This is a genomic window from Plantactinospora sp. CNZ320 (assembly GCF_002846275.1).
On the sequence record NZ_PJMP01000001.1, the window covers coordinates 7,537,557 to 7,559,174 of the forward strand.

Sequence of the window (21,618 nt, forward strand, 5' to 3'; positions counted from 1 at the left end):
CTAGCCAATAGCCTATGGCCTTGCAGGTCGCCAGCCGGTAGATGAACAGGTCTCCCGCCGGGGCGAACGGCCAGCCGTGCGTCGCTCAGTGTGGGGCGTGGGGATGCCCACCTCCGTCGGCGGTCGCCGACCGTACTTTTTCGGCGAGGGCAAGCAGCGCAGCCGACTCTTCAGTGCACCCGAGATCGTCGTATCTGTCGCCTAAAGCCTGCAGGATGATCGCGAAGTCGTCCGACCACGCGGCTAGGCCGTTTCCGACCGACCGGTAGATGCGCATCGCCTCGGCGGCGGCGCTCATCGCTTCCTGACGGCGCTCAAGCGCACCGAGATAGACGCTGCGGTTGGCTTGCAGCATCGCCAGATCAATCCGCAGCGATTGGTAGCCGTGGTCGGGCCGATCGCGACAACCGGCGACGGCCTCATCCACGGTGGCCAGCGCCTCGGCGCTCCTGTCGCAGGAATGCAACGCGTTCGCGAGATTGCCCAGGGCCCGGATGAACGGCTGTAATCGAAGTCCCGACCGCTCGGCGGGGAGCTGACGCCAGTACTCGACTGCGCGAAGGGCGTACGGCAAGGCAACCTCCGCCTGCCCCAGACGGGCGTATCGCACCGCGAGACCGCTCAGGGCATTGGCCAGTTCTCTCGTCCACACCGTCGGGTTGACCTCCACTAGCCGCTCGTAGATGCTGACGGACTCGCTGATTGCCGCCAACGCCTTCTCATGACGCCCCGCGCCAGAGAGCCGTACGCCGAGCCAGTGCAGTGCCACTGCGTGCTCGGACAGCCAGACCGCCGGCCTGAGCCTTGCGTTGGTGCGGCTGAGCCGCTCGGCCTCTTGGCATAGAACGAGGGCCTCCTCCGGCAGTCCCGCGCCGGCAAGCAGCTCCGCGAACGCGTTCAACGCCGACACGAGATCCGGACGCCAGGCTGCGGAGTGCAGCGACAGCTGACAGTACAGCGACGTCGCCTCCTCCATCATTGTGAGCGCCTCGCGGCCCTGCCCCACCGAGGCCAGCTGCACTCCGAGGTTGTGCAGGGTGGTGGCGAGGTACGGCAGCCACGTCGCCGGGTCGCTGGAGTTCAGCGTGCGGTACAAGTCCAGCGCCTGCTCGGCGTAGCCCACCGCTTCGTCGGGATGCCCGGAGGCGGAAAGCACCCGGGCCATCGTGTCCAGCATCGCCGCCCGGCGGGCGAGGCCGGCCGGGTCAGTGGTGCTGCCGTAGGTGAGGTCGAGCGCGAGTTGCGCCCACTCCCGGGCCTCCGGATATTCGCCGGCTGTGGCGAGTCGCAAGGCGAGGTTGTTGAGAACATCGGCGAACTCTGCCCGCCGTTCGTTGGGCGCGACTCCGTCCGCGTCTTTCACCTCTTGGAGCCGCCGTACCCGTTCCCGCTCAATCGTCACGCCGAGTTTCAGCAGGCCAGCGTGGAACGGGGGCAGCCGCGCCGCCGCCGTCTCCAGGGCCTCGACGCCGGCCTGACGCGCTGCCCGCTCAGCCAATTCCGCCAACGGAGAGAGCGTGCCGATCGCCCCGGCGACGACAACGGCGGCGGGAAGGAAAACCTCCTCGTGCGCGGCTAGCAGTTGCTCAATGACGGTCGTTGCCCTGGGAACGACCACGTCGGCTGCGGGGGCCTGATCCGCGAAGCCGGCGACACGGGCGAGCACCGTCAGGGCATGCACCGCGACGTCGGCGTCGGCGGGAGCGAGCAGTCGGACCATCTCGGCCGAGGCCCGGGCGTCGGTCGGTGCGGATCCGAGAAGTCGGGCCACCAGCGTCTCGCCTAGTCGGTCCGGTACCAGGGAGCGCCAGTAGGTGCCCTCGTGTTCGGCCGGATAGAGATCGACGATCAGCCGGACGATGTGCTCCGCCGGGCACGGTAGGTTCACCGTGGTGATGACAGCCTCGACAACCGACTCCGCCTCGTCGAAGGACCGGGCCGGATAAAGCGTGGGTATGGCCAGGATGCGGTCGGCCAGTCGATCGCCGGGGGACATTCGTAGTCCCTCTTGAACCAGGGCGCGGCGCCAGTACTCGCGCTCGTGGTGCAGGACGGCTTCGAGAGGACGCCCTGGTGCGGCCGACCCCGCTTTCTCGTCGAGGACCCGGGCGAGTGCTGCGGCGTGCAGGTCGAGGATCCGCGCACCGGCGACGTCGTCACCGGTTGGAACCTCACAGGGTTCGGGCGCCCCGAGGATGCCGGCCCGGAACTGGATGTACGCTGCTGTGAAAAGGTCGCGCTCGGTGTCCGCGCCTACGCTTGCCAGCACGTACGGTTCGGGGTTCAGCAGGTTGTACGCACTGGCGCCGACGGCAAGGTTCTCCCACCAGCGACCGGGCGACCGGGCAAGCAGCAGAATGCGTACTCGCTCGGGTCGCAGGGTGACCAGCACACCGAACAAATCGCGAAGTTCATCGATGTCAGTCTCCGCGTAGTCAACGGCGGCGAAGACGTACATGCCCTGTTCGACGGGCTCTGCGATGGCCCCGACGAGACCTTTCATCGTCCGGTGGGTCGAGATGACACCGGCCACCCAACCCCTGTCCCGCAGTTCGGCAGCGAGTTCGAGGGCAAACCGGGTCTTCCCGGCGCCGCCCGGCGCATGTAGCAGGCGTATCGGGGGCGATTCGGCAACCCGGTCCAGGCACCAGCCCAACATCTCGTCAAACTGCGGTGGTGCGACGAACCGCACGGCGTGGTTACGCGGGTCAAGCCACCACGAGGGCAGCGGCTCCGCCGGCCGGACGACGTTCCCAGAGGTCGTGGCCGCCCCGAACAGGCGACGCGTCGCCAGGCGCACCTCGTCGGGCGCTGGTCCGGGACCCTGGACGGGTATTCCGGCGGCGTGCAGTACGTCTATGCCCCGTCGGCCGTAGTTGTCGGTTCGGGTCAGCGTCCTGGGCAGTAGGGGCCGAGCCGCGAGATAGCTGGGAAGCGCGTCGTTGGGTTGGAGCGTTTGCACCGCCACGAGGGCGCCCCGGGACAAGACTCCGGCACCCGACATCCCCGCCCAGTAACTGTCCCGGCCAAGTGCTGGGTAGCGCTCGTTCGGGCGCAGGCGGACGAGCCCGGTTTTCGACGCGGCGTACTCCGCGGGCTTGATCTCGCCGTCGACCTGTACCGCCTCTCGGCGCGGCCGGCTACCGCCAGTCACCTCGCCCGCCCGAGGCCAGCCGTACATGACGAATTCGACCCTGCCGCCCGTGGTGTCGGTGGAGATCTCACCCACCGGCACCACCTCGGTCGGGAGCCCGTCGCTCGCCGCGAGGCGGAGGATCGCCGCGTCGACGTCACGGTCGCACCAGGCGACCGTGGCATCGACCATCGTTCCTTCCGCGTCCCGTACTGCCAGGTGATGGGTACCCGGTTCCTTGGGGAGGATGTGTGCACAGGTGACGACCAGCCCGCTGCCTAGGCAATAACCGGAACCGTACCCAGGCCGCACACCCCGGCTGATTGGCACAGCGAGAACCTCGACCGCGCGCCTGGCGTCGAACACGTCAGCTCCTAGTCCGGAAGCGAGTGTTCTCCTGTCAGAACCGGCCGGCCGTCGGCAGTGACCGGCGTTAGGGGAACGCTGATGCGATGAGTCTGGGTGTTGGCGCGGGTGTGACCGGCACCGGTCTCGACAACCCAAAACCTGAGGCCAGCGCGTCCCTCGACGGTCCGTGCAATGACGATTTCGAACTCGACGTTCACCTCGCCGACCTCGAACCTCAGGTCCTGGTCGCTCCCGGCCCTGATCGCCTCGGCCAGTTCCTCCCGGAGGGCGCCGATCGCCTCCGCCAACCCAATCCCAGCCAACGATCCTGCCTCTCGTCCTAAGACTGATACACCACCAACATAGTACCTTCCGTGCTCAAGAGATCATCCTACGTGATTAGCGAGTCGGCCCGCCCGAACCATCGATGCAGCTCAGTCATCTCATCAGCAAACTTTTTGCAACAGAGGAGCCCAGGCCCCGGCGGAGCGCGCGAGCGGCCGACAGCCCGCATCGATCGAAGGCCGCAGTCGCCAGCCGGCTGGCCGCCGACACTACGCTCGACGAGGCGATCGGCGCCCTGACCCACGCGGTGGGAGCCTTCGCGACGTGACCCCGTGGCGGGACGAGACCGTACGGTTCGTTGATAGGCGTGGGTTGAAGTCGTGCCGAACGCTCCGGCTGCCGCAGCCGCGCGGCAGTGAACGGGAGTGCCGGTCGGGTCGCCGCCGAACGCGCCGTTCGAGCCGGCCAACCTCGTTGCCCTGGTGCCGGACATCACCGACCGGGAGGTCTTCGTGTGCGGTCCGCCGGCGATGACCTCGGCGGTGCTGCTCAGTCTTCAGGCGTTGCGGGTGCCGCGCCGGCAGGTGCACGCCGAGCGGTTCAGCCTCGCCGGCTGACCTCGGGGCGGTCCCGAGCCGGATCGGGCGGGTCCCAGGGTGGTAGATCGGTCGCGGTCACCGCCCAGCGGGTCAGCGCCTCGCCGACCCGGTTGAAACCCTCCGCCGGACGGGATGAACACGTACGGGGATCCGTGGGTGTCGCCGCCTTCGCATGCTGGACCGCGAACGGGTTACAGGCGATGCACGCGGCGATGCCACGGTGGCGGACGACCTCGACCGGTCCGCACTATGAAGGGCCAGCGCACTATTGGGGCGCGGGGTCCCACATGTCCAGGATCGCCTGCTCGTGGTGCCGGTACCCGGCCTCGCTCAGCCAGTCTCGTAACGCAGCCGCTGCGATGTCGTCGGCCCCGCAGCGGTACTGGTAGACCTTGGAGTACTGGCTACGGGCGGCGGTGCCTCGTCGTGGGTAAGTGCTGAGGTCGACGACTGTGGCGAGTCCTTCGGGGGTTGTCAGCGACAGGTGGAGGAGCGCGGTTTCGGGTGGGGGCGACTGGTCGTCGAGTTGCGTCCACAGCGTGTTGGCGGTCTGCGCGCATCGGACGAGCGCGTCGGTGAGCTTGAACAAGCCCTGCAGGGTGAATGCTGCGGGGAGGGGCACGACGCGGGACCGCGCCTCTGCGGGTTGGTGTCGTTCGTCGAGTTCGGCCAGGTAGAACCCGATGCCGACGGTCAGCAGCAGCGACTGCTGGTTTGGGCTCTGCGCGGTGTGGCCGGTGATGAGATGGGCGCCGATCCTGACCGGCATTGCCTGGCGCAGGCCAAGGGTGCCGGGTGTGGCGGCCCGGGCACCGGACTGAGCGGTGGTGTAGCGGCGATCGCCAGCCTCGCTGATGACCCAGGGTTCGGCGGCTATGCCCCAGTCGGAGTGGCGTGCCCTTCCCCTCGTAGCGTGGAGGCCAGAGCTTGAGGGATAGAGGTTCATGGCTGAGACGAGACGGCAGTTCGATCCGGAGTTCCGGGCGGGCGCGGTGCGTATCGTGCGTGAGACGGGTAAGTCGATCGCTCAGGTCGCCCGTGACTTGGGGATCAACAGCGGGACCCTGGCCAACTGGGTGAAGAGGGACCGTGAGACTCGCGGTGAGGCCGCTGCGGGGCAGCTGGCCGAGGACGAGCGGGCGGAGCTTGCCCGGCCGCGGCGGGAGAACGCCGAGTTGGCGATGGAGCGTGATGTCCTCAAGCGATCCGTGGTCCTGTGGGTCAAGGAAGCGACGGGCCGGTGAGCGTGGCCGCCTTCATCGCTTCCCAGAGGACCGAGCATTCCGTGCCGCACGCGGTGGCCTGCCGGGCCCTCGGAGTGTCCGAATCGTGGTTCTACAAATGGCGCGACCGGCCGCCGACCCGCCGCGACGACCGGCGTGTCCGGCTAGCGGCCGCGGTCCAGAAGGTGTTCGACGACTCGGGCGGCACCTACGGCAGTCCCCGCATCGGTATCGAGCTGCGTGAGCAGGGCTGGCAGGTCTCGGATAACACGATCGCGCAGCTCATGGCCGATTCCGGCATGGCCGCCCGGGTCAGGCGTCGCCGGCCGAGCCTGACTCGCCAGGGCACACGTCCGGCCGCGCCGGACCTGGTCAAACGCAAGTTCACCGTACCTGCGCCGGACGTCGCCTGGTGCGGCGACATGACCGAGATCCGCACCGACGAGGGCAAGCTCTACCTCGCGACGGTCATCGACTTGTACTCACGTCGGATTCTCGGCTACGCGATGGGCGACCGGCACGACGCCGGGCTGGTCGTCGCCGCGCTGAACATGGCCGCCGTCACCCGCGGCGGCAACGTCGACGGGGTGATCTTCCACAGCGACAGGGGCAGCGAGTACTGCTCGGCCGACTTCGCCCGGACCTGCGCCCGGTGGAAGGTACGCCAGTCGATGGGGCGGGTCGGGTCGTGCTTCGACAACGCCGTCGCCGAGGCCACCTTCTCCACCATCAAGGTCGAGTACGTCCACCGCCGCCACTTCCGCACCCGCACCGAAGCCCGACTGAAGATCGCGACCTGGATCACCGACTTCTACAACCGACGTCGCCGGCACTCCGTCTGCGACTGGCGATCCCCCATCGACTACGAACGATCAGAGACCCGCACCCTGGAGGCCCAGGCCGCATAACGACGCCCTCCACGATTCCAGAGGATTGACACTCGCTGATTCCTCTCCGGCCGGGCGGGCCCGGTATCGCACGGGCAGTCAGCCGGAACGGGTGGTGCCGGCGACCCTCGCCCGCACCACCCGTTCTTGTCCCTGTGGCTGGTGTCAGCCGATGGTTTTGGCGGTGGTGGTTGTCCAGTTGCTGGCGAGTTGGATGCGGTCGTTGCTGAAGCGGCCGGTGCCGGTGCCGGGGTAGAGCCAGACTATGTTGCTCGTGTCGATGGCGACCATGTCTGGGATTCCGTCGGAGTTGATGTCGGCGACCGTCGCCCGGTAGGGGGTCCAACCCGCGCCGATGAGTTCGCGGGTGCCGAGCATCGCGACGCCGGCTTGACCGGTGTTGGGGTAGAGCCACAGGTTGCCGTGGCCGTCAATTGCCACGATGTCGTCGCGGCCGTCGGAGGTGAGGTCTGCGGGGTAGATGCGGTAGGGGGTCCAGCCGGAGGTGCCGATACGGACTTTGCAGCATCCGTCGGGGTAGTAGAAGAGTTCGCTCGTCGAGGTGTTGATGCCGAAGTGGTCGGGGATTCGGTCGCCGTCGGCGTTGCCGGTGGCGTGGTTGTAGCTGGTCCAGCCGACGCCGACCTGGCGGCGTTGGGCGAGGCTCGGCGCGCCCATGTCGTTGGGGTACATCCAGAGGATGCCGTCGGCGTCGATGCCGAGGACGTCTGCGCGGCCGTCCATCGTCCAGTCGCGGATGTTCCATCGGTAGCCGCCCCATCCGCTGCCGACTTTGACGGGTGTGCCGAAGGTGGATGTGCCGCCGTTTCCGGTGTTGGGGTGCAGCCAGAGTCCTCCGGAGGAGTCGGCGGCGACGATGTCGGCGCGGCCGTCTCCGTTGAGGTCGTGGGCTGTTGGCTCGGGGCCCATGGTGGCCACGTCCCAGGTCTGGGTGAGGGAGACCTCGCCGTTGAGGTAGCCGCCGTATGCGCTTGCCCCGGTTTTGGTGGCGCCGATGCGGAAGCTGTTGGTGGCGTTCCACAGGGTGGTGTGGGCGGCGGAGGCGACGTTGCGGCCGTCGATGAAGAGGAACATGCTGTGCAGGTTGCCGGCGGCGGGGCTGTATACGGCTGTCAGTTGGGTCCATACGCCGAGGCGGGCGGATCCGGGTCCGGCGCTGGCGGTGTCCCAGACTGGGCTTGCCACGTTGCTTCGTGCCATGGCGAAGCGCCATGACTTGTTGCTGGCTTCGGCCCAGATCTTGAATCCGGCGGTGTTGGTGCCGTCCTGGGACAGGACTGTGCCGCCGTGGCTGTTGAGTTTGACCCAGGCGGAGACGGTGAAGGCGGTGTTGGTGGGTACGGCCGGTCCGCTGGTGGTGAGGATTCCGGTGGTGCCGTTGAAGGCGACGTCGGGGTCGAACTGGTCGCCGGTGCTCCAGGCGGCGCCGGTGGTGCCGGTGGCGTGCAGGGTGCCGGCGGTGTCCTTGGCGGTGGTGACCGTGCCGGTGTCAGCGTCGTTGAGTTGCCAGGCGTGGTCGGCGGTGATCAACGCCCGGGCGGGCTGGGCGGTGATGGTGCCGTTGCCGCCGACGAGGTCGGCAACGTGCCATTCGGTGCTCTGACCTCCGCTTGCTGTGGTCCACAGGTCGGGGACGTCGTCGGCGTTGGTGTCGGCGGCGCGGAGGTCGATGGTGGCGCCGGTGTTCCAGCCGCTGGCCCGCAGGGTGTGCGCGGTGTGGGTGAGCTGGCCGGTGCCCTCGTCGTAGGCGAGCGCGGTCCACAGATGAAGGGCGCCGGTGGTGCGTTCCCAAAGGAACATGGCGGTGCCGGTGGTGGTCTGGGTGGTCGCGATCGTCCAGTCGTTCCAGTTCGTGCCACCGGTGGGGGTCAGGGCGGTGGTCTGGTAGGCGAAGTAGTAGGCCCAGGGCGCGCCCAGGTTGGGGTGGTAGGTGAGGTGGTAGCCGTGTTCGGCGCTGCCGGCGATTCCGATTAGGTCGGGCAGCGGTGAGCCGCTGGCGCGGGCGTCGCCGGCGTTGACCAACTGTTGGGGGGAGTTGCCGTTATCATCGCGGAGCTGGTCGGCATCGAGGAGCCGCTGGACGCCGCTGCGCAGGGATTCGATGACGGAGCCGTCGCCGTTGCCGCGCAGGATGCTGGCTCCGCCGGCGTGCGGGCCGCTGGCGTAGTAGACGAGGACGTCTTGGAACCCTTCGCCGAAGAAGCGGCCGGTGACGGCCTTGGCGCCGTTGAAGTCTGCGGGGTTGTTGCTGGCGGGGTCCTCCGGGTTGGTGGTGCCGGAGACCCCGTTACCACGGGCGCCGATGTTGGCCGCGACGATGTTGCCCGGTCCGGGGCCTCCGGGTGCGAGCCAGAGTCCGGACGGGAGTCCGTACCGGCCGCCGACGGTGAGGAGGTCGGGGGAGTCGTCGCCGGTGAGGTCGCCGTCGGCCGCGTCAACGCTCGGGATCGAGTTGAAGGTGACGCTGGCGGTGTCGCCGAAGTTGCCGCCGGCGGAGACGCTGGTGACGGACAGTGTGTTGACGAAGCGGGTGGGGGCGGCGCTGATGGTGGCGTTGCCGGCGGCATCGGCGGTCACGTCGACCGGCGGGCCGGCGTTGAGCTGGTAGACGTACCCGCTCGGGACCGTGGTCCCGGCCGGTGGAGTGACGGGGAATGTCCACGGCTGCCCGACTGCCGTTTCCCCGTCGACCGGCTGCGGGATTGTCGGGGCGCCGGGCCTGGTCGGGTCGAAGGTGAACTTGCAGGTGCCCGACCAGTCGCTGGGGCTGCGGAAGTCGGTGACCTGCACCTTCCACGACAAGCTCGTGGCGGCGCCCGCGGCGGCGGTGCGCAGGGTGGCGACCGGGACGACGAGTACGGCGGTGCTGCCGGACGGGTAGGTCAGCAGGCTGGGGTTGGACGAGGCGATCGCCGTCTCGGTGGCGTCGCTGGTCTTCCACAGCTTGAACGACACACCCAGGGTGCCGCCGTTGCGGTCGGACACGGGCGCGTACAGCGAGACGCTGCTGTCACCGACGAAGGAGCCGCCGGCGCAGGTGGTCTTGGGGGAGGTGGTCAGGTTCGTGGGCCTGTTCGGTTCGTGGTTGTAGAGGATCGTCAGGGTGGGACTGGTCTGGAGGAACTCTTTCCAGCTCTGCGTGTCGCTGGCCTCGTTGGCGGCGACCATCCACAGGGTGCGGGTGGCTCGCCTGTCGGTGACGTCGGTGCGGATCTTGCTGGTGATGTCGAAGGAAACGGCGGCGGCGTCGCAGCCGGAGTAGCCGTAGGCAAAGCTCTTGGAAGCGATGGCGGAGCCCTTGCTGACGCCCTCCCAGTGGTTCCAGGTGGCGTTCGAGGACGTCAGCGTGGTGCTAGGACCGTAGATGTAAACGGTCTTTTCCTCGCAGCCCCAAGACCGGGTGTTGGTGATTTTAAAGGTGGCGGAGCTGATCTCGGCGTTGGCGAGGCTGCCGTAGGGGACGGGGAAGTTGATCAGGGTGTTGGAGCGTTGGCTGCCGGAGTTGCCGACCTGCATACGGCCGATCAGGTCGGGGGTGTCCTTCCAATAGTTCGTGGACTGGTGCTGGTAGGAGATGGTGGCCCAGCCGGACATCTTCGGGCCGAGGGGTGTCCAGGTGAAGGTGGGGTCGATGTAGACCGGATAGACGGTTTCCGCGCCGGTCAGTAGCTCGCGGTCGGGGCTGAGCGTGACCTTGTCTGGGGCGACTTCGACTCCGACCGGGGCGGTGCGGCCAGGGACGGGGGTGTTGGAGTTGGACTGCGCCCGGCTGGTGGCTCCGGCGGCGGGGGCGGTGGAGTCCCACATGAGCGGTGCGGGAGCGGTGAGGACCGTGGCGCCGGTGCGGTCGCGGCCGGCGATGTTTCCGACCGCGTCGGCGGTGAGGGTGACGCCCCTGGTGGTGATGGATAGATTCAGTGCGGTCAACTGTGGGTATGTAGCGGCCTGCCGGGTCTTGATGACGAACGTGTGGGAGAAGGCCCCCTCGGCGGTAACCCGTACCGTCAGATCCACCCCGGGCAGCACGTCGGCGTAGACGGCGGTCGGACCGTCCAATGCCGGGGCCGGTAGCGGCATCGACGCGGTGAACGCCACCGCCCGGTCCCCGCTGGTCAACTCCGCCAAGGGGCCGGTGCCGCCCGGGGACAGGCGGACAGTGTTGGTGGTGACCGCCGCCGTGATGTTGCCGTTGGCCTGCCTGACTAACGTAGGGTCCAATGCCTTCCAGACGCCGCCGACCCGCTTGCGGGTCGGTACCGCCGACTGCGTCAGCTCCAGCAGCCCGTCCGGGCGGGCGGTAAGGGTGGACGTCGGGCTGCCGGAGGCCGTTGCCTCGACCGGCCTACCGCTCCGCCTCGCCTCGGCGATCGCCGCGTCCGCGTCGAGGAGTCCGGCGACCCGCGGGACGGGAGGCGTCGGTGAGGCGGCGGCCGAGCCGGCGGACAACGGCAGGCTGGCGATCAGAACGGCGCAGGCAGTGACGCCGACGGCTCCGATGCGAAGCGAACGCAACCTCGTCCAGGCGACGAATGTGGACAACACGGTACCTCCCCATGCGATGCCACCGGTCCGCTCGTGCCGCGTCCGGTGGCGGCCACAGTGAAGCAGGCCGCTCCGGGGGAGGGGAACGCCTCCGTCACAGCGAGTCGTCCTGTTCGTGCGCTCTGCGACTGAATTGCCGCACGCATTCGTGATCATCGTTATCTCATCGTTACCGGGCGAGGTCGGGGACGTGAGAGATTGTCAGCGCCACGGGGGGTGTCCGCCCGAACACTCGACGTGGCTTGTGTCGATCTTCGCTGAGGTGAGGTTGCATGAGCAGGTTCGGCCGGTCACGCCTGTCCGCATACGGACGGACCGCCATCGCCTTTGTTACCGCTGGTGCGCTGCTGGCGGGAATGCTGACCGCGACACCGGCACAGGCCAAGCCGCCGGAGCAGACGGCGCCTACTCCGTCACCGGGTCCGTCGGTGAAGGGCGTCAAGCCGTTGCCGACGAAGTTCGTGACCCCGCCGAACGCGGCGAGGGACTCCTACCGGCCCACCCGAACTGCGTGGCCAAAGGCGGCGACGTCCCAGCTGGACCTCGCTGGCGTGGTTGGCCGGGCGGCCACGCCGGTGAAGGTGCGGGCCGCCGATACTCCCGTGTGGGCGCAGCCGGTGCCGCGCAATGGCTCGTACGAGGGGCCCGGCCAGGTCGAGGTGCGCGTGGCCGACCGCGCCGCCGCCGAGGCCGCCGGTGTCGATGGGGTGCTGCTGTCGCTACGACCAGAAACAGCGCAGGGGTCCGGCGTAGTGCGAGTCGGAGTGGACTACGCCGGGTTTGCGGAGGCGTTCGGCGGGAACTTCGGCTCGCGGCTGCGTCTGGTACGACTTCCGGCGTGTGCGATGACGACGCCGCACGTGACCTCGTGTCGTATGGGCTCGCCGCTGGCGTCCTCGAACGAGGTGTCGGCGCAGTCGGTGTCGGCGGAGATATCACTGCCGGCGCGCGGTCTGCAGAACCGGTCCGCCGATGACGCCACAGTCGTGTTGGCTGCGGTCGCCGACCCGGGCGACGAGGGCGGCGCCGGCGGCACGTACGCGGCCACGGACCTGAAGCCGTCGGGGTCCTGGACCGGCGGAGGAAGCACGGGCTCGTTCACCTACTCGTACCCAATGGACGTGCCGCCGGCGGCGTCGGACCTCGCACCGACGCTGGCACTGTCGTACGACTCGGCGAGCGTGGACGGCCAGACGGCGTCGACCAACGCGCAGGCGTCCTGGGTGGGAGATGGCTGGTCGACGCCCCGCTCGTTCATCGAGCAGACTTTCGCGTCGTGCCAGGACGAGCCCGGAGGCAAGCCGTCGCCGGTGAAGACGTACGACCGGTGCTGGGACGGCCCCGTGCTGACGATGTCGCTGAACGGGTCGTCGACGTCGCTGGTGTGGGACGCTGGTAAGGAGATTTGGAAGCCGGAGCAGGACAACGGTGAGGTGATCACGCGGGTCACGAATTCGAACAACGGTTCCGGTACCGAGCACACCGATTACTGGCGCGTGACGCTGCGCGACGGAACTGTCTACGAGTTCGGCCGGAACCGCCTACCTGGCTGGACGTCGGGAAAGCCGGAAACGAAGTCGGTGGATCACACACCGGTGTACTCGCCGCATGAGGGGGATCCCTGTTACGACTCGGCGGGGTTCTCGTCATCGGTGTGCAAGATGGCGTACCGGTGGAGCCTCGACCACGTGGTCGACGTTCACGGTAACGCGATGGCGTACTACTACGGCCAGGACACAAATTTCTACGGCAGGAACAAGGGCGCAACCGACGTGTCCTACATCCGGGACTCCTGGTTGAGCCGCATCGACTACGGGTTCCGCGATGGCAGCGCGTACGGGACGGTGCCGAACCGGGTGCTGTTCCACACCGAGGACCGCTGCCTGTCCGGGACCTGTCAGCCGCTGAACGCGGCGAACAAGGCGAACTGGCCAGACGTGCCCTTCGACCTGATCTGCGCATCAGGGACGGACTGCGACAACTGGAGCCCGTCGTTCTTCTCCACCGTGCGTCTGACGTCGATCGAAACCCAGCAGTGGAACACCGGGACCAGCCAACACGAGACGGTCGACTCGTACGCGCTGACCCACACGATGCCGCCGACGGGCGACAGCACATCCCCGACACTGTGGCTGTCGTCGGTCACCCGCACCGGCCACGACCTCAGCGCGGGCGGGACGGCGGCGATCACCATGCCGTCGGTGAGCTTCAGCGGGATCAAGCTGGCCAACCGGGTCGACACCGCAGGTGGGCTGCCGTCGTTCTACCGGCAGCGGATCTCGGCGATCACAACCGAGACCGGTTCGGTGATCGCTCCGAGCTACGAACTGCCGGCGTCGTGCACCGCCCCCGTCACCCAGTCACCAGCATCGAACATGAAGTCGTGCTACCCCGTGTACTGGACACCTGACGGATATGTGAACCCGCTTCGGGACTGGTTCAACAAGTGGGCGGTTACCCGGGTGACCTCCACCGACCCGACCGGCGGCGCTCCGGCGCTGACCACCAGCTACCAGTACCTCGACGGCGCGGCGTGGCGCTATGACGAGAGCGAGGTCGTCAAGGCCAAGTACCGCACCTACGGCCAGTTCCGCGGCTACGGCAAGGTACGGACGTTCACCGGTGACGGTGTCAACGACCGCCGCACGATGTCGCAGGTCACCTACTACCGAGGTATGTCGAAGAACAATTCGACAACGGTGGCGAACCTTACTGACTCGGCCGGTGGCGTGCACGAAGACGTCGACGAGTTCGCCGGCCGTGTGCTGGAGACCACCAAATACCTGGGCGAAAACGGGCGCATCGACTCCTCGACGATCACCTCGTACTGGGCGTCCGGCGCCACCGCCACCCGCAACCGCACCGGACTGCCGGCGCTGACGGCACAGTGGGTGCAGCCGATCAAGACCTACACCCGTCAAGCGGTGACCAGCGGCGCAACACCGACATGGCGGAACACGGCGACGGAGCACAGCTACGACGCGAACACCGCCAGCGCCACCCTCGGCTCGCTCAAGCACACCTATAACCACACCGTGCCGACCAACCCCGCCTTCGACCAGTGCACCAGCTACACCTACGCCCCGGCGAACACGGATAAGAACCTGGTTGGTCTGACCTCCCAGGTGGAGACCGTCGCCGTGGCGTGCGGCGGCTTCACTGCCGGCAGCCCGCCGTCGGAGCCGGGCAGCGTCAACACGCTGACCGCCCCGACGTCGGTAAGCCGACCCACGCAGGTGGTAAAGGTCGAACGCACGTTTTACGACGACACTCAGTTCGCCGTTACGTTCCCCCAAGCGTCCGCCCCCACGAAGGGGAACGTGACGATGACCCGGACGGCCACGGACCACAATGTCGACGGATACGTGTGGCAGACCCTCGGACGTGGCACCTACGACAGCTACGGCCGGCCGGTGGACAGCTACGACGCCAAGGGCAACAAGTCCACCGTCGGCTACACCATGAACACGGTAGGCCTGACCACCGGCACATCGAGCACCAACGCCCTGCAGCAGACCTCGTCAACCACGGTGAACCCGCGCCGGGGCAGCACGCTGACCAGCACCGACGCGAACAGCATCGTGAACCGCCAGCAGTACGACGCAGTGGGCCGCGCCACATCGGTCTGGCTACACTCGCGACCGACGAGCAGCCCGGCGAACCACACCTTCACCTACACAATCTCGAAGACCAGCGTCACAGGGGTGACGAGCCGGAGCTTGAACCGCGCGAACGGCTACCGAACCTCGGTGACCCTGTACGACTCCATGCTGCGGGAACGGCAGACACAGGCGATGACGCCAAACGGCGGCCGGATGATCACCGACACGTTCTACGACACCCGAGGCTGGACCCGGGCCTCCTACAACGGCTGGTGGGACGACACCAGCCTCCCCGTGGTGACCAGCCCAGTGTCGGCGGCGGACCTCGACAAGCAAGTACCGAACCAGACCTCCACCACCTACGACGGCCTGGGCCGGGCGGTGCTCGTCGAGGCGGCGAAAAACGGCGTGACCATCTCGTCGACAACGACCGTCTATCACGGTGACCGCACCACCGTCGTACCACCGGACGGTGGAGCGGTGGCCACCACCGTCACCGACCCCCTCAACCGCAAGACACAGTTGATCGAGTATTCGGCGCGGCCGACAATGACAGCACCGCAGGACACGTTCACCGGCACGTACACAGTCACCGGCGGCACCACAACCACCAGCAGCTACGGCTACGACGTGCGCGGCAACCAGTCCTCGGTGACCGACGCCGCGGACAACGTGTGGACGTCGACCTACAATCTCCTCGGCCAGGTCGTCAGCAAATCCGACCCCGACGCCGGCACCAGCACGATGAGCTACGACGCCAACGGCAACCTGCAGCAAACCACCGACGGGCGGGACAGAACCCTCTCGTTCACCCACGACGCGCTCGACCGCAAGACCGGCGAGTACACCGCGACCGTGACCAACCAGGCTCCGACGAACCGGCGCGCAGCGTGGGTCTACGACAACAGCAACAACGTCGCCGGAGTCACCAACCCGATCGGCCAGCTCACCACCACCATCGCCTACCGCGGCGGGCACGCCTACACGACCCAGCAGAAGGCCTTCAACGTCTTCGGCAAGAGCCTCGGGTCCACCATCACCATCCCCGACGCCGAAGGCGCCCTCGCCGGCTCCTACGTCTACGGACACACCTACAACAACGTCCTCGGCATGCCCTCCACCGACACGTATCCGGCCAAGGGCAGCCTGCCAGCGGAAACGGTCTTCCACGGCTACGGCGAACTCGACCTACCTATCGGCCTCGTCGGACTCGCCCCCTACACGCAAGAGGTCATCTACGATGCGTGGGGCCGGGTCACCCAGCAGAAGATCGGCTCCGTGAGCAGTTTCGCCCTGGTCACCAACACCTACGACACACACACCGGCCGACTCACCAACCAGCTCGTCAGCAAGGCCACCAGTAGCACCACCGCCACAACCCTCGACGAGCAGGAATACCGCTACGATCTGTACGGCAAAATCAACCGAAAGACCAGCAAACGCAACGGCGTACCCAGCCCCGCTGAAACACAATGCTACGGCTACGACAGCCTCAACCGGCTCACCGAAGCCTGGACCGCCACCGACAACTGCACGGCCACCCCCACCCTCGGCAACCGCAGCATGGTCGGCAACACCATCGGCTCAGGCAGCGCCTACTGGACCAGCTGGGAGATCGACGCCATCGGTAACCGCACCAAGCAGACCGAACGCAACCTCACCAGCGGCAACGACACCACCACCACCTACACCTACGACGGAAATGGCCAGAACAAACCCCACACCCTCACCGCCACCAGCACCACCGGCGCAGCCACCGCCACTACCGCCTACGCCTACGACACCGCAGGCAACATGACCAGCCGCAACGCCGCCGAAGGCAACCAGACCCTCGCCTGGGACGACGCCGGGAAACTCGCCTCGATCACCAGCGGCACCAGCGGCACCAACACCTTCATCCACGACGCCGACGGCAACCTCCTCCTCCAGAAGGAACCCGCGAAGACCATCCTCTACCTTCCGGGACAACAACTCACCCTCAACACCACCACCGGCGCCATCGACGGCGACCGCTACCACGCGCTGCCCGGCGGCGGCACCTGCATCCGCTCCGGCACCGGCACCGGCTACACCTTTGCCCTCGCCGACCACCAAGGCACCCCCAGCATCTACCTCGATAACACCGCACAAACACCCACCTGGCGCCAGTACACCCCCTACGGCGCCCCTCGCGGCGCCGCAGCCACCTACCCCGACAACCGCGGCTTCCTCAACAAGCCGATGAGCCCCACCGGACTCACCATCATCGGCGCCCGCGCCTATGACCCCACCATCGGACGCTTCATCTCCGTCGACCCGATCCAGGACATGACCGACCCGCAGCAGTGGAACGGCTACAGCTACTCAAACAACTCCCCGGTCACCCGCTCCGACCCCACCGGTCTGATCTCCGACGAGGTCGCGGCGGACCGAATGTCGCCAGGTGAGGCGAAGGACCACCAGGAAAAAATCTGGGGGCCAAAGACGAACGACTGGCAGAAGGGCAACGGCAGAGGCAGCGGTAAGGTCAGACCGACCAAAACCAGCGGAAGACCCTACCCGTCGTGCTTCGCAGCGCGAGAACTTCCATGTACTCGGGGTGTACTTAATATGCATCCCAACCTGGCGGCTTACTATGCGGAGTATCTGGTCGACCTCGGCGTGAAACTCGATCTTGATCCGCGCGGGCTTTTGGCGACGTTGATGATCGAGAGTCGTTTCTGTCTCGGTGTCACGGGTAGCCGAGCGTGCGCCATACAGCACGGGATACAGAAAAATATCAACGTGCCCGGGTGGGTTCCCAAGCTGGGTGGCCAAGGTGACGAGGCATCGATCGGCATTTCCAATATGGACAAGAAGACTTTCGACTCGGTTCGCGACGAATTTCCTGAGGAGTTCGCGGGGACGTCATGGGGCGACATCCGAGATGCTCCGGAGCTTGCGCTGAAGGCAATGGCCTACCGAATGAAGGCTCTCGAGCGAGAGTTGCCTGAAGTATCGGGTTCCGGATCGCAGTACAGCCGTCAGGAACTCCTTGACTTCGGCTATCGAGGTACTGTCGATGCGATGAGGGGCGTTGCCCTAGGCCGGGACCAGATGTCTCAGCACGGTAAGGACCATTTGAAGATGTTTCGTGCCAACTTCACTGAAGCGGACAAGGTGATATGTGGTTCGGGTTACTGGACATGCGGCTGAGACCGGTGCGGAAAATTCTGGTCTTTCTGCTAACAGTCGCAGTAGGCATGACTGTCGCCGCCTGTGGGTCCAGTTCAGAGAAAACAACTGCTGGCTCGTACGCCGACGAGGTCGAGGTGCAAGGTTTTCGGCTGACGGACAGGTATATCCGAGCAGAGGATACCGTCCTTATCTATGTCGGGCCGAGTGGTAGCGACGTCGCCGTCGCAGTGAAGGCCCCGGGTTTCGACTTCGGCTCATCGCCGCCAGCCTCCCCGACGGCCGGAACGCTGTTCCGGTATCTTGCCGAGGGATACCGCATCCCGTATCGAGGTATGTCTTGCCGGCTGACCGTTGCGCAGCTGAGAGAAGATGTAGCCTCGTTTGACTCCTTGGGGCTCGACGCCGACGACACAAAGGCCGTAAAGAATGGTCAGTCGATGGTACTGAGATTGACGACCGGCTGCAGTAAACCAGGTTGAGGTCTCGGGAGTGGTTGAGCCGCTGCACGGCGGAGGCCTAGCGGGCCTTGGCGGTCTGTGTGGCGACCCGGGTGCCGTTGCTCGAGCATGGCCGGACCATATACTCCTCAGCGTCGGGGACTGGGAGCAGCTGCGTCACTGACAGGATCGTCTCTCCTGTGTTGGCGCGATAGAGCTGGTGGCGGACGAGTCGGATGTCGATGCTGGACTCGTACAGGTAGGGGGCGGTGTTGGTGGCCGTGGGGCCGAAGGCGCCGGCCATGAGGATGATCCGTGGCGTGCGCAGCGTCTCGTCTGACACTGTAGCTGCCGAAAATGTCGTCCGCGTAGGTCAGGCGGCATGCTCGTACTCGTGGAGGATGCCGCCGAGGCGGTCACGTCGGCGGATGTTCGGATGGGCAATTCGGTCCGGATCGGTGATCGGCTCGGGCAGCGGCGCGAGTGGCCGGGCGTTCGCGATGCCTTGGTGCGGCCTGTGTCCGTTGTGGAAGGTTTCGAACTCGCGTGGCGCGTGCAGCAGATGTCGCTGGTTGAAGATCAGCGTCCGGTCGAGCAGCTCGTGTCGGCATGTCCGCACCCAGCGTTCCATCACGGCATTCATCCGGGGAACGCGGACGCCGCTGGGCACGACCGTGATCCCGGCGTCGGCCAGGACGGCGTCAAACAGGGCCGGGTACTTGCCGTCCCGATCCCGGATGAAGTACTTCACCTGGCATCCCGCGTTCTCGGGGTCCATGACGAGGTTGCGGGCGGTCTGGGTCACCCACGCGGTGGTCGGGTGTGCGGTCGCGCCGAGGACACGGACGCGGCGGTTGGCGTGCTCGATTAGGGCGAGGATGTTCAACCTGCTGGCGGTCAGCGTGATGGTCTCGATGAAGTCCGCCGTCACCAGCGGGTCGGCTTGCGAGCGCAGGTACTGCGCCCAGGTGGTGGTGACCCGGTCCGGGGTGGGGTCGATTCCGGCGGTGCGCAGGATCTCCCAGACCGTGGAGGCGGCGACCGTGACCCCGAGGGTGAGCGGTTCCCCGTGCATCGTCCGATAGCCCCACGACGGGTTCTCCTCCACCAGGCGCGGCACCAGTGCGCGGATCGAGCGGATGGTGCCTGGCCGGCCCCGTCGGCGAGGCCGCGACGTGGCCGCGTGGCGGCGAGCTGCAGGTCACGGTGCCAGCGCAGGATCGTGTCGGGCCGCACCAATAACCGCAGGCTGTGCAGGGTGGGTCTCGGAGGGCGGTGCAACAGCGCGGCCAGCCAGGCGCGGTCGGCCGGATCGAATCGGACTCGCTGCCCGTCGAGCTGGCGTTGCAGTACCGCGAGCTGGTGGCGCAGGGCGAGGATCTCCGCGTCCTTGACCCGGTCGCTACCCGGCAGCAGCCGCAGCAACGCGAACGCGTTGGTGATACCCAGGTACGCCAGTCGCAACAGCATGAAGCGGCATCATCGCGTAGTTACCAACGACGATACATGAGGGGACACGGGAGGAGCTGACCAAGATCTGCTCCGAAGATCGAGATGCCTGCTGACCAGTAAGAACGTACTTCTCGGCAGGAACAGGTTGGCTGTGGGCGTCCGCCAGGCCCTGGCTGCCCGTTGGCAGCCGTCCCGCCCGGGGTCGGCCTTCGAACTCCTGCCGGACTCGTCGGACGGGTGCTGACAGTCGCTCCGTCGGTCGGTGAGCAAAACGCGGCAGATGTGCATGCCGGGTTTGAGTCACACCCGCTTTCATAGAGTGATTGACGTTCCCCGAGGTCCCCTACGCCGCGTCGGCCTGGCTTTCGGTGGTGCGGATGGTCACGATGCGGCGAAGCACGTCGAGGGCGTGTTCGGCTTCGTCTTGGCTGACGGGTGTTGTGCGGGCGGTGATGTATCTGGTCAGGGCATCGCGGATGATGTCGGATCGGCGGGCGTTGGCTTGGTCGGCGAGGTGGTCGAGCTGTCCCACAAGTGCGACGGGGAGCCGGATGCTGACCAGCATCATGGGTGTCTCGGGTGCGGCTGCGGACGCGGGCGCTTCGGCCATGGACCTGATGACCGGTGCCAGACTCTCGGTGTTCTGGAACCATGCGATGACCTCGTCTTTGGTCATCTGGTCGAAGTTCGGCTCGGTCACAGGACTCGCCTCCTCCACTCGTCGAGGTCTGTGCCCTGGAGGGCACGGGCTCCTATGATCTTGTATGTCTGGGTGGCGCCGATGCGGTCGCACAGCGCGGCGATGACTCGGCCGCTGTCGGCCATGCCCATGACGATGAGCAGTAGGTCCCCGAGGGCGCGTTCGTAGCGTAGGCCCGGTGGGGCGTAGAGCGCCTGGGTTGTCTCGTCCACGCCGAGGCCGTTGCGGCGGGCGGTGGCCAGGCCCTCGTCGGTCCACACGTACTCCCGCTCCGGCACGCTATTACCGTAACACATCGTAATACGCTGGGCCTGGGTGCGCGGGCTGAGCCTCTATCGTTCGAGTATCCGGACGTCGGCGCTGACGTGGGACTGGTTGATCGCGCTGGCGCTGGCGAGGATTGCCATCGTCGCTACTCGGGTCCGATCAGCGTTACGGGGAGCAGATTGGGAGCGGTGGCGCGCTCCCAACGACGCTGAACCGCGCTCAACTGGCCCGGCCTGCGGGTATCGTCTCTGCCCAATCTGCGGTCGGTCACGTCGTTGCTGGTCAGAGGGTTGTGGATCGTTCCTTGACACGGAAGAGGTCACTGGTTCAAACCCAGTATCGCCCACCAGCTATATGCGCACGTCAAATGGCTCGTTACCAGATCATCGGTAACGAGCCATTTTGTTACTGCTCCTTACGGTGGGAGCAAACTGGGAGCACATGATCATCTAGGTGGTCCCGCAGCGGTCCTCTGAACCCGAGCGATGGATGATGCCCACGGAGGGGGTCCCCCAGCCTGTGGTGGAGGCGTCGGACGAGGCGCAAGCGCGACGACGCCGACGTCGAGCGCCGCTCGCGCTGCTCCAGTTCCTGGTTCGCCCCGCAGTACGCCGGTACCCGAATGCCGACCCTGCCCGGACGCAGGGCGCGGTCGAGGTCGGGCAGGCCCCCGACGATGGTCCACTGACGGTGTGGAGCGCGCGTGGCGAGCGACGCTGGTACGGCCGCAGGCTCCTTGCCACCGCCGACGGCGTCCGGCAGATCGCGTTCGACGGTGCGGTGACGCCGTCGTTCGTGCAACCACTGTCCGTTGGGACATGGAGCCTGTTGCTGGTTGCCGCCCGGCTGCGCGGTTGGTCGTCGAACGCGTAGCCTTGGGCCGCCGACTTGGTGGTGGCGCACGCGCGGCCCTCTGACGTGACTCCGCACGGCGGGCCACGCCGACGGGCCGGGGGCTGGGTGGGG

General features: G+C 66.9%; 14 protein-coding genes. 6 read left to right on the forward strand and 8 right to left on the reverse strand.

The window, feature by feature from the left end; all coding sequences use genetic code 11:
* Nucleotides 1-85: 85 nt before the first annotated feature.
* Both CLT71_RS33850 and CLT71_RS36755 read right to left on the reverse strand, forming a co-directional pair.
* Nucleotides 86-3,499: a tetratricopeptide repeat protein gene (locus CLT71_RS33850; protein ID WP_143743723.1), complete on the reverse strand. Its 3,414-nt coding sequence runs from the start codon at nt 3,497-3,499 to the stop codon at nt 86-88.
* Nucleotides 3,500-3,507: 8 nt separating this feature from the next.
* Nucleotides 3,508-3,789 (reverse strand): trypco2 family protein, encoded by a 282-nt coding sequence (locus CLT71_RS36755; protein WP_143743724.1) that lies wholly within the window; start codon nt 3,787-3,789, stop codon nt 3,508-3,510.
* Between the two features lie 402 nt (nt 3,790-4,191).
* On the opposite strand from CLT71_RS36755, the gene CLT71_RS33855 reads away from it, so the two are divergent.
* The gene (locus CLT71_RS33855) at nt 4,192-4,383 is read left to right on the forward strand and encodes a ferredoxin reductase domain-containing protein (protein WP_199187806.1); all 192 of its coding nucleotides are present in this window, start codon (nt 4,192-4,194) and stop codon (nt 4,381-4,383) included.
* A gap of 247 nt (nt 4,384-4,630) precedes the next feature.
* On the opposite strand, the gene CLT71_RS33860 is transcribed toward CLT71_RS33855, so the two are convergent.
* Nucleotides 4,631-5,311 (reverse strand): hypothetical protein, encoded by a 681-nt coding sequence (locus tag CLT71_RS33860; protein WP_101370683.1) that lies wholly within the window; start codon nt 5,309-5,311, stop codon nt 4,631-4,633.
* Here CLT71_RS33860 and CLT71_RS33865 point away from each other — a divergent pair.
* Entirely contained in the window at nt 5,310-5,609 is a 300-nt protein-coding gene (locus CLT71_RS33865; RefSeq protein WP_101370684.1) for a transposase, read from the forward strand. The two genes, CLT71_RS33860 and CLT71_RS33865, sit on opposite strands and share 2 nt — an antisense overlap.
* A 2-nt stretch (nt 5,610-5,611) precedes the next feature.
* Nucleotides 5,612-6,496 carry an IS3 family transposase gene (locus CLT71_RS33870; RefSeq protein ID WP_486483749.1) on the forward strand — a complete coding sequence of 295 codons (885 nt, stop codon included), beginning with the start codon at nt 5,612-5,614 and terminating at the stop codon, nt 6,494-6,496.
* 144 nt (nt 6,497-6,640) lie between these two features.
* Here CLT71_RS33870 and CLT71_RS33875 read toward each other — a convergent pair whose 3' ends face one another.
* Nucleotides 6,641-11,038: an FG-GAP-like repeat-containing protein gene (locus CLT71_RS33875; RefSeq protein WP_143743725.1), complete on the reverse strand. Its 4,398-nt coding sequence runs from the start codon at nt 11,036-11,038 to the stop codon at nt 6,641-6,643.
* A gap of 272 nt (nt 11,039-11,310) precedes the next feature.
* On the opposite strand from CLT71_RS33875, the gene CLT71_RS33880 reads away from it, so the two are divergent.
* Together CLT71_RS33880 and CLT71_RS36760 are read left to right on the forward strand one after the other, a co-directional pair.
* Nucleotides 11,311-17,814 carry an RHS repeat-associated core domain-containing protein gene (locus tag CLT71_RS33880; protein WP_101370687.1) on the forward strand — a complete coding sequence of 2,168 codons (6,504 nt, stop codon included), beginning with the start codon at nt 11,311-11,313 and terminating at the stop codon, nt 17,812-17,814.
* Nucleotides 17,805-18,275, forward strand: a complete 471-nt coding sequence (locus CLT71_RS36760) for a hypothetical protein (protein WP_143743726.1) — start codon at nt 17,805-17,807, stop codon at nt 18,273-18,275. The genes CLT71_RS33880 and CLT71_RS36760 overlap by 10 nt, the downstream gene beginning before the upstream one ends.
* Before the next feature lie 37 nt (nt 18,276-18,312).
* Here CLT71_RS36760 and CLT71_RS33885 read toward each other — a convergent pair whose 3' ends face one another.
* The 4 genes from CLT71_RS33885 to CLT71_RS33900 all read right to left on the reverse strand — a co-directional run bounded on the left by CLT71_RS33885 (nt 18,313) and on the right by CLT71_RS33900 (nt 20,681).
* The gene (locus CLT71_RS33885) at nt 18,313-18,576 is read right to left on the reverse strand and encodes a hypothetical protein (protein ID WP_101370688.1); all 264 of its coding nucleotides are present in this window, start codon (nt 18,574-18,576) and stop codon (nt 18,313-18,315) included.
* A 30-nt stretch (nt 18,577-18,606) separates the two neighbouring features.
* Nucleotides 18,607-19,353 (reverse strand): integrase core domain-containing protein, encoded by a 747-nt coding sequence (locus CLT71_RS38420; protein WP_486483596.1) that lies wholly within the window; start codon nt 19,351-19,353, stop codon nt 18,607-18,609.
* A gap of 675 nt (nt 19,354-20,028) precedes the next feature.
* A complete protein-coding gene (locus tag CLT71_RS33895) occupies nt 20,029-20,385 on the reverse strand; it encodes a ribbon-helix-helix protein, CopG family (RefSeq protein WP_101370689.1) in 357 nt (118 codons plus the stop codon).
* Complete coding sequence (locus CLT71_RS33900) at nt 20,382-20,681, reverse strand: hypothetical protein (protein ID WP_143743727.1); 300 nt, start codon at nt 20,679-20,681, stop codon at nt 20,382-20,384. Before CLT71_RS33900 ends, CLT71_RS33895 begins: the two co-directional genes overlap by 4 nt.
* 460 nt (nt 20,682-21,141) lie before the next feature.
* Here CLT71_RS33900 and CLT71_RS33905 point away from each other — a divergent pair, with 460 nt between their 5' ends.
* Nucleotides 21,142-21,525, forward strand: a complete 384-nt coding sequence (locus CLT71_RS33905; RefSeq protein WP_101370691.1) for a hypothetical protein — start codon at nt 21,142-21,144, stop codon at nt 21,523-21,525.
* Nucleotides 21,526-21,618: the final 93 nt, after the last annotated feature.

Coding starts and splice junctions, on each gene's coding strand:
- CLT71_RS33865 (WP_101370684.1), top strand. CDS start 5,310: ATGGCTGAGACGAGACGGCAGTTCGATCCGGAGTTCCGGGCGGGCGCG.
- CLT71_RS33860 (WP_101370683.1), bottom strand. CDS start 5,311: ATGAACCTCTATCCCTCAAGCTCTGGCCTCCACGCTACGAGGGGAAGG.
- CLT71_RS33880 (WP_101370687.1), top strand. CDS start 11,311: ATGAGCAGGTTCGGCCGGTCACGCCTGTCCGCATACGGACGGACCGCC.
- CLT71_RS36760 (WP_143743726.1), top strand. CDS start 17,805: ATGCGGCTGAGACCGGTGCGGAAAATTCTGGTCTTTCTGCTAACAGTC.
- CLT71_RS33900 (WP_143743727.1), bottom strand. CDS start 20,681: ATGTGTTACGGTAATAGCGTGCCGGAGCGGGAGTACGTGTGGACCGAC.
- CLT71_RS33905 (WP_101370691.1), top strand. CDS start 21,142: ATGATGCCCACGGAGGGGGTCCCCCAGCCTGTGGTGGAGGCGTCGGAC.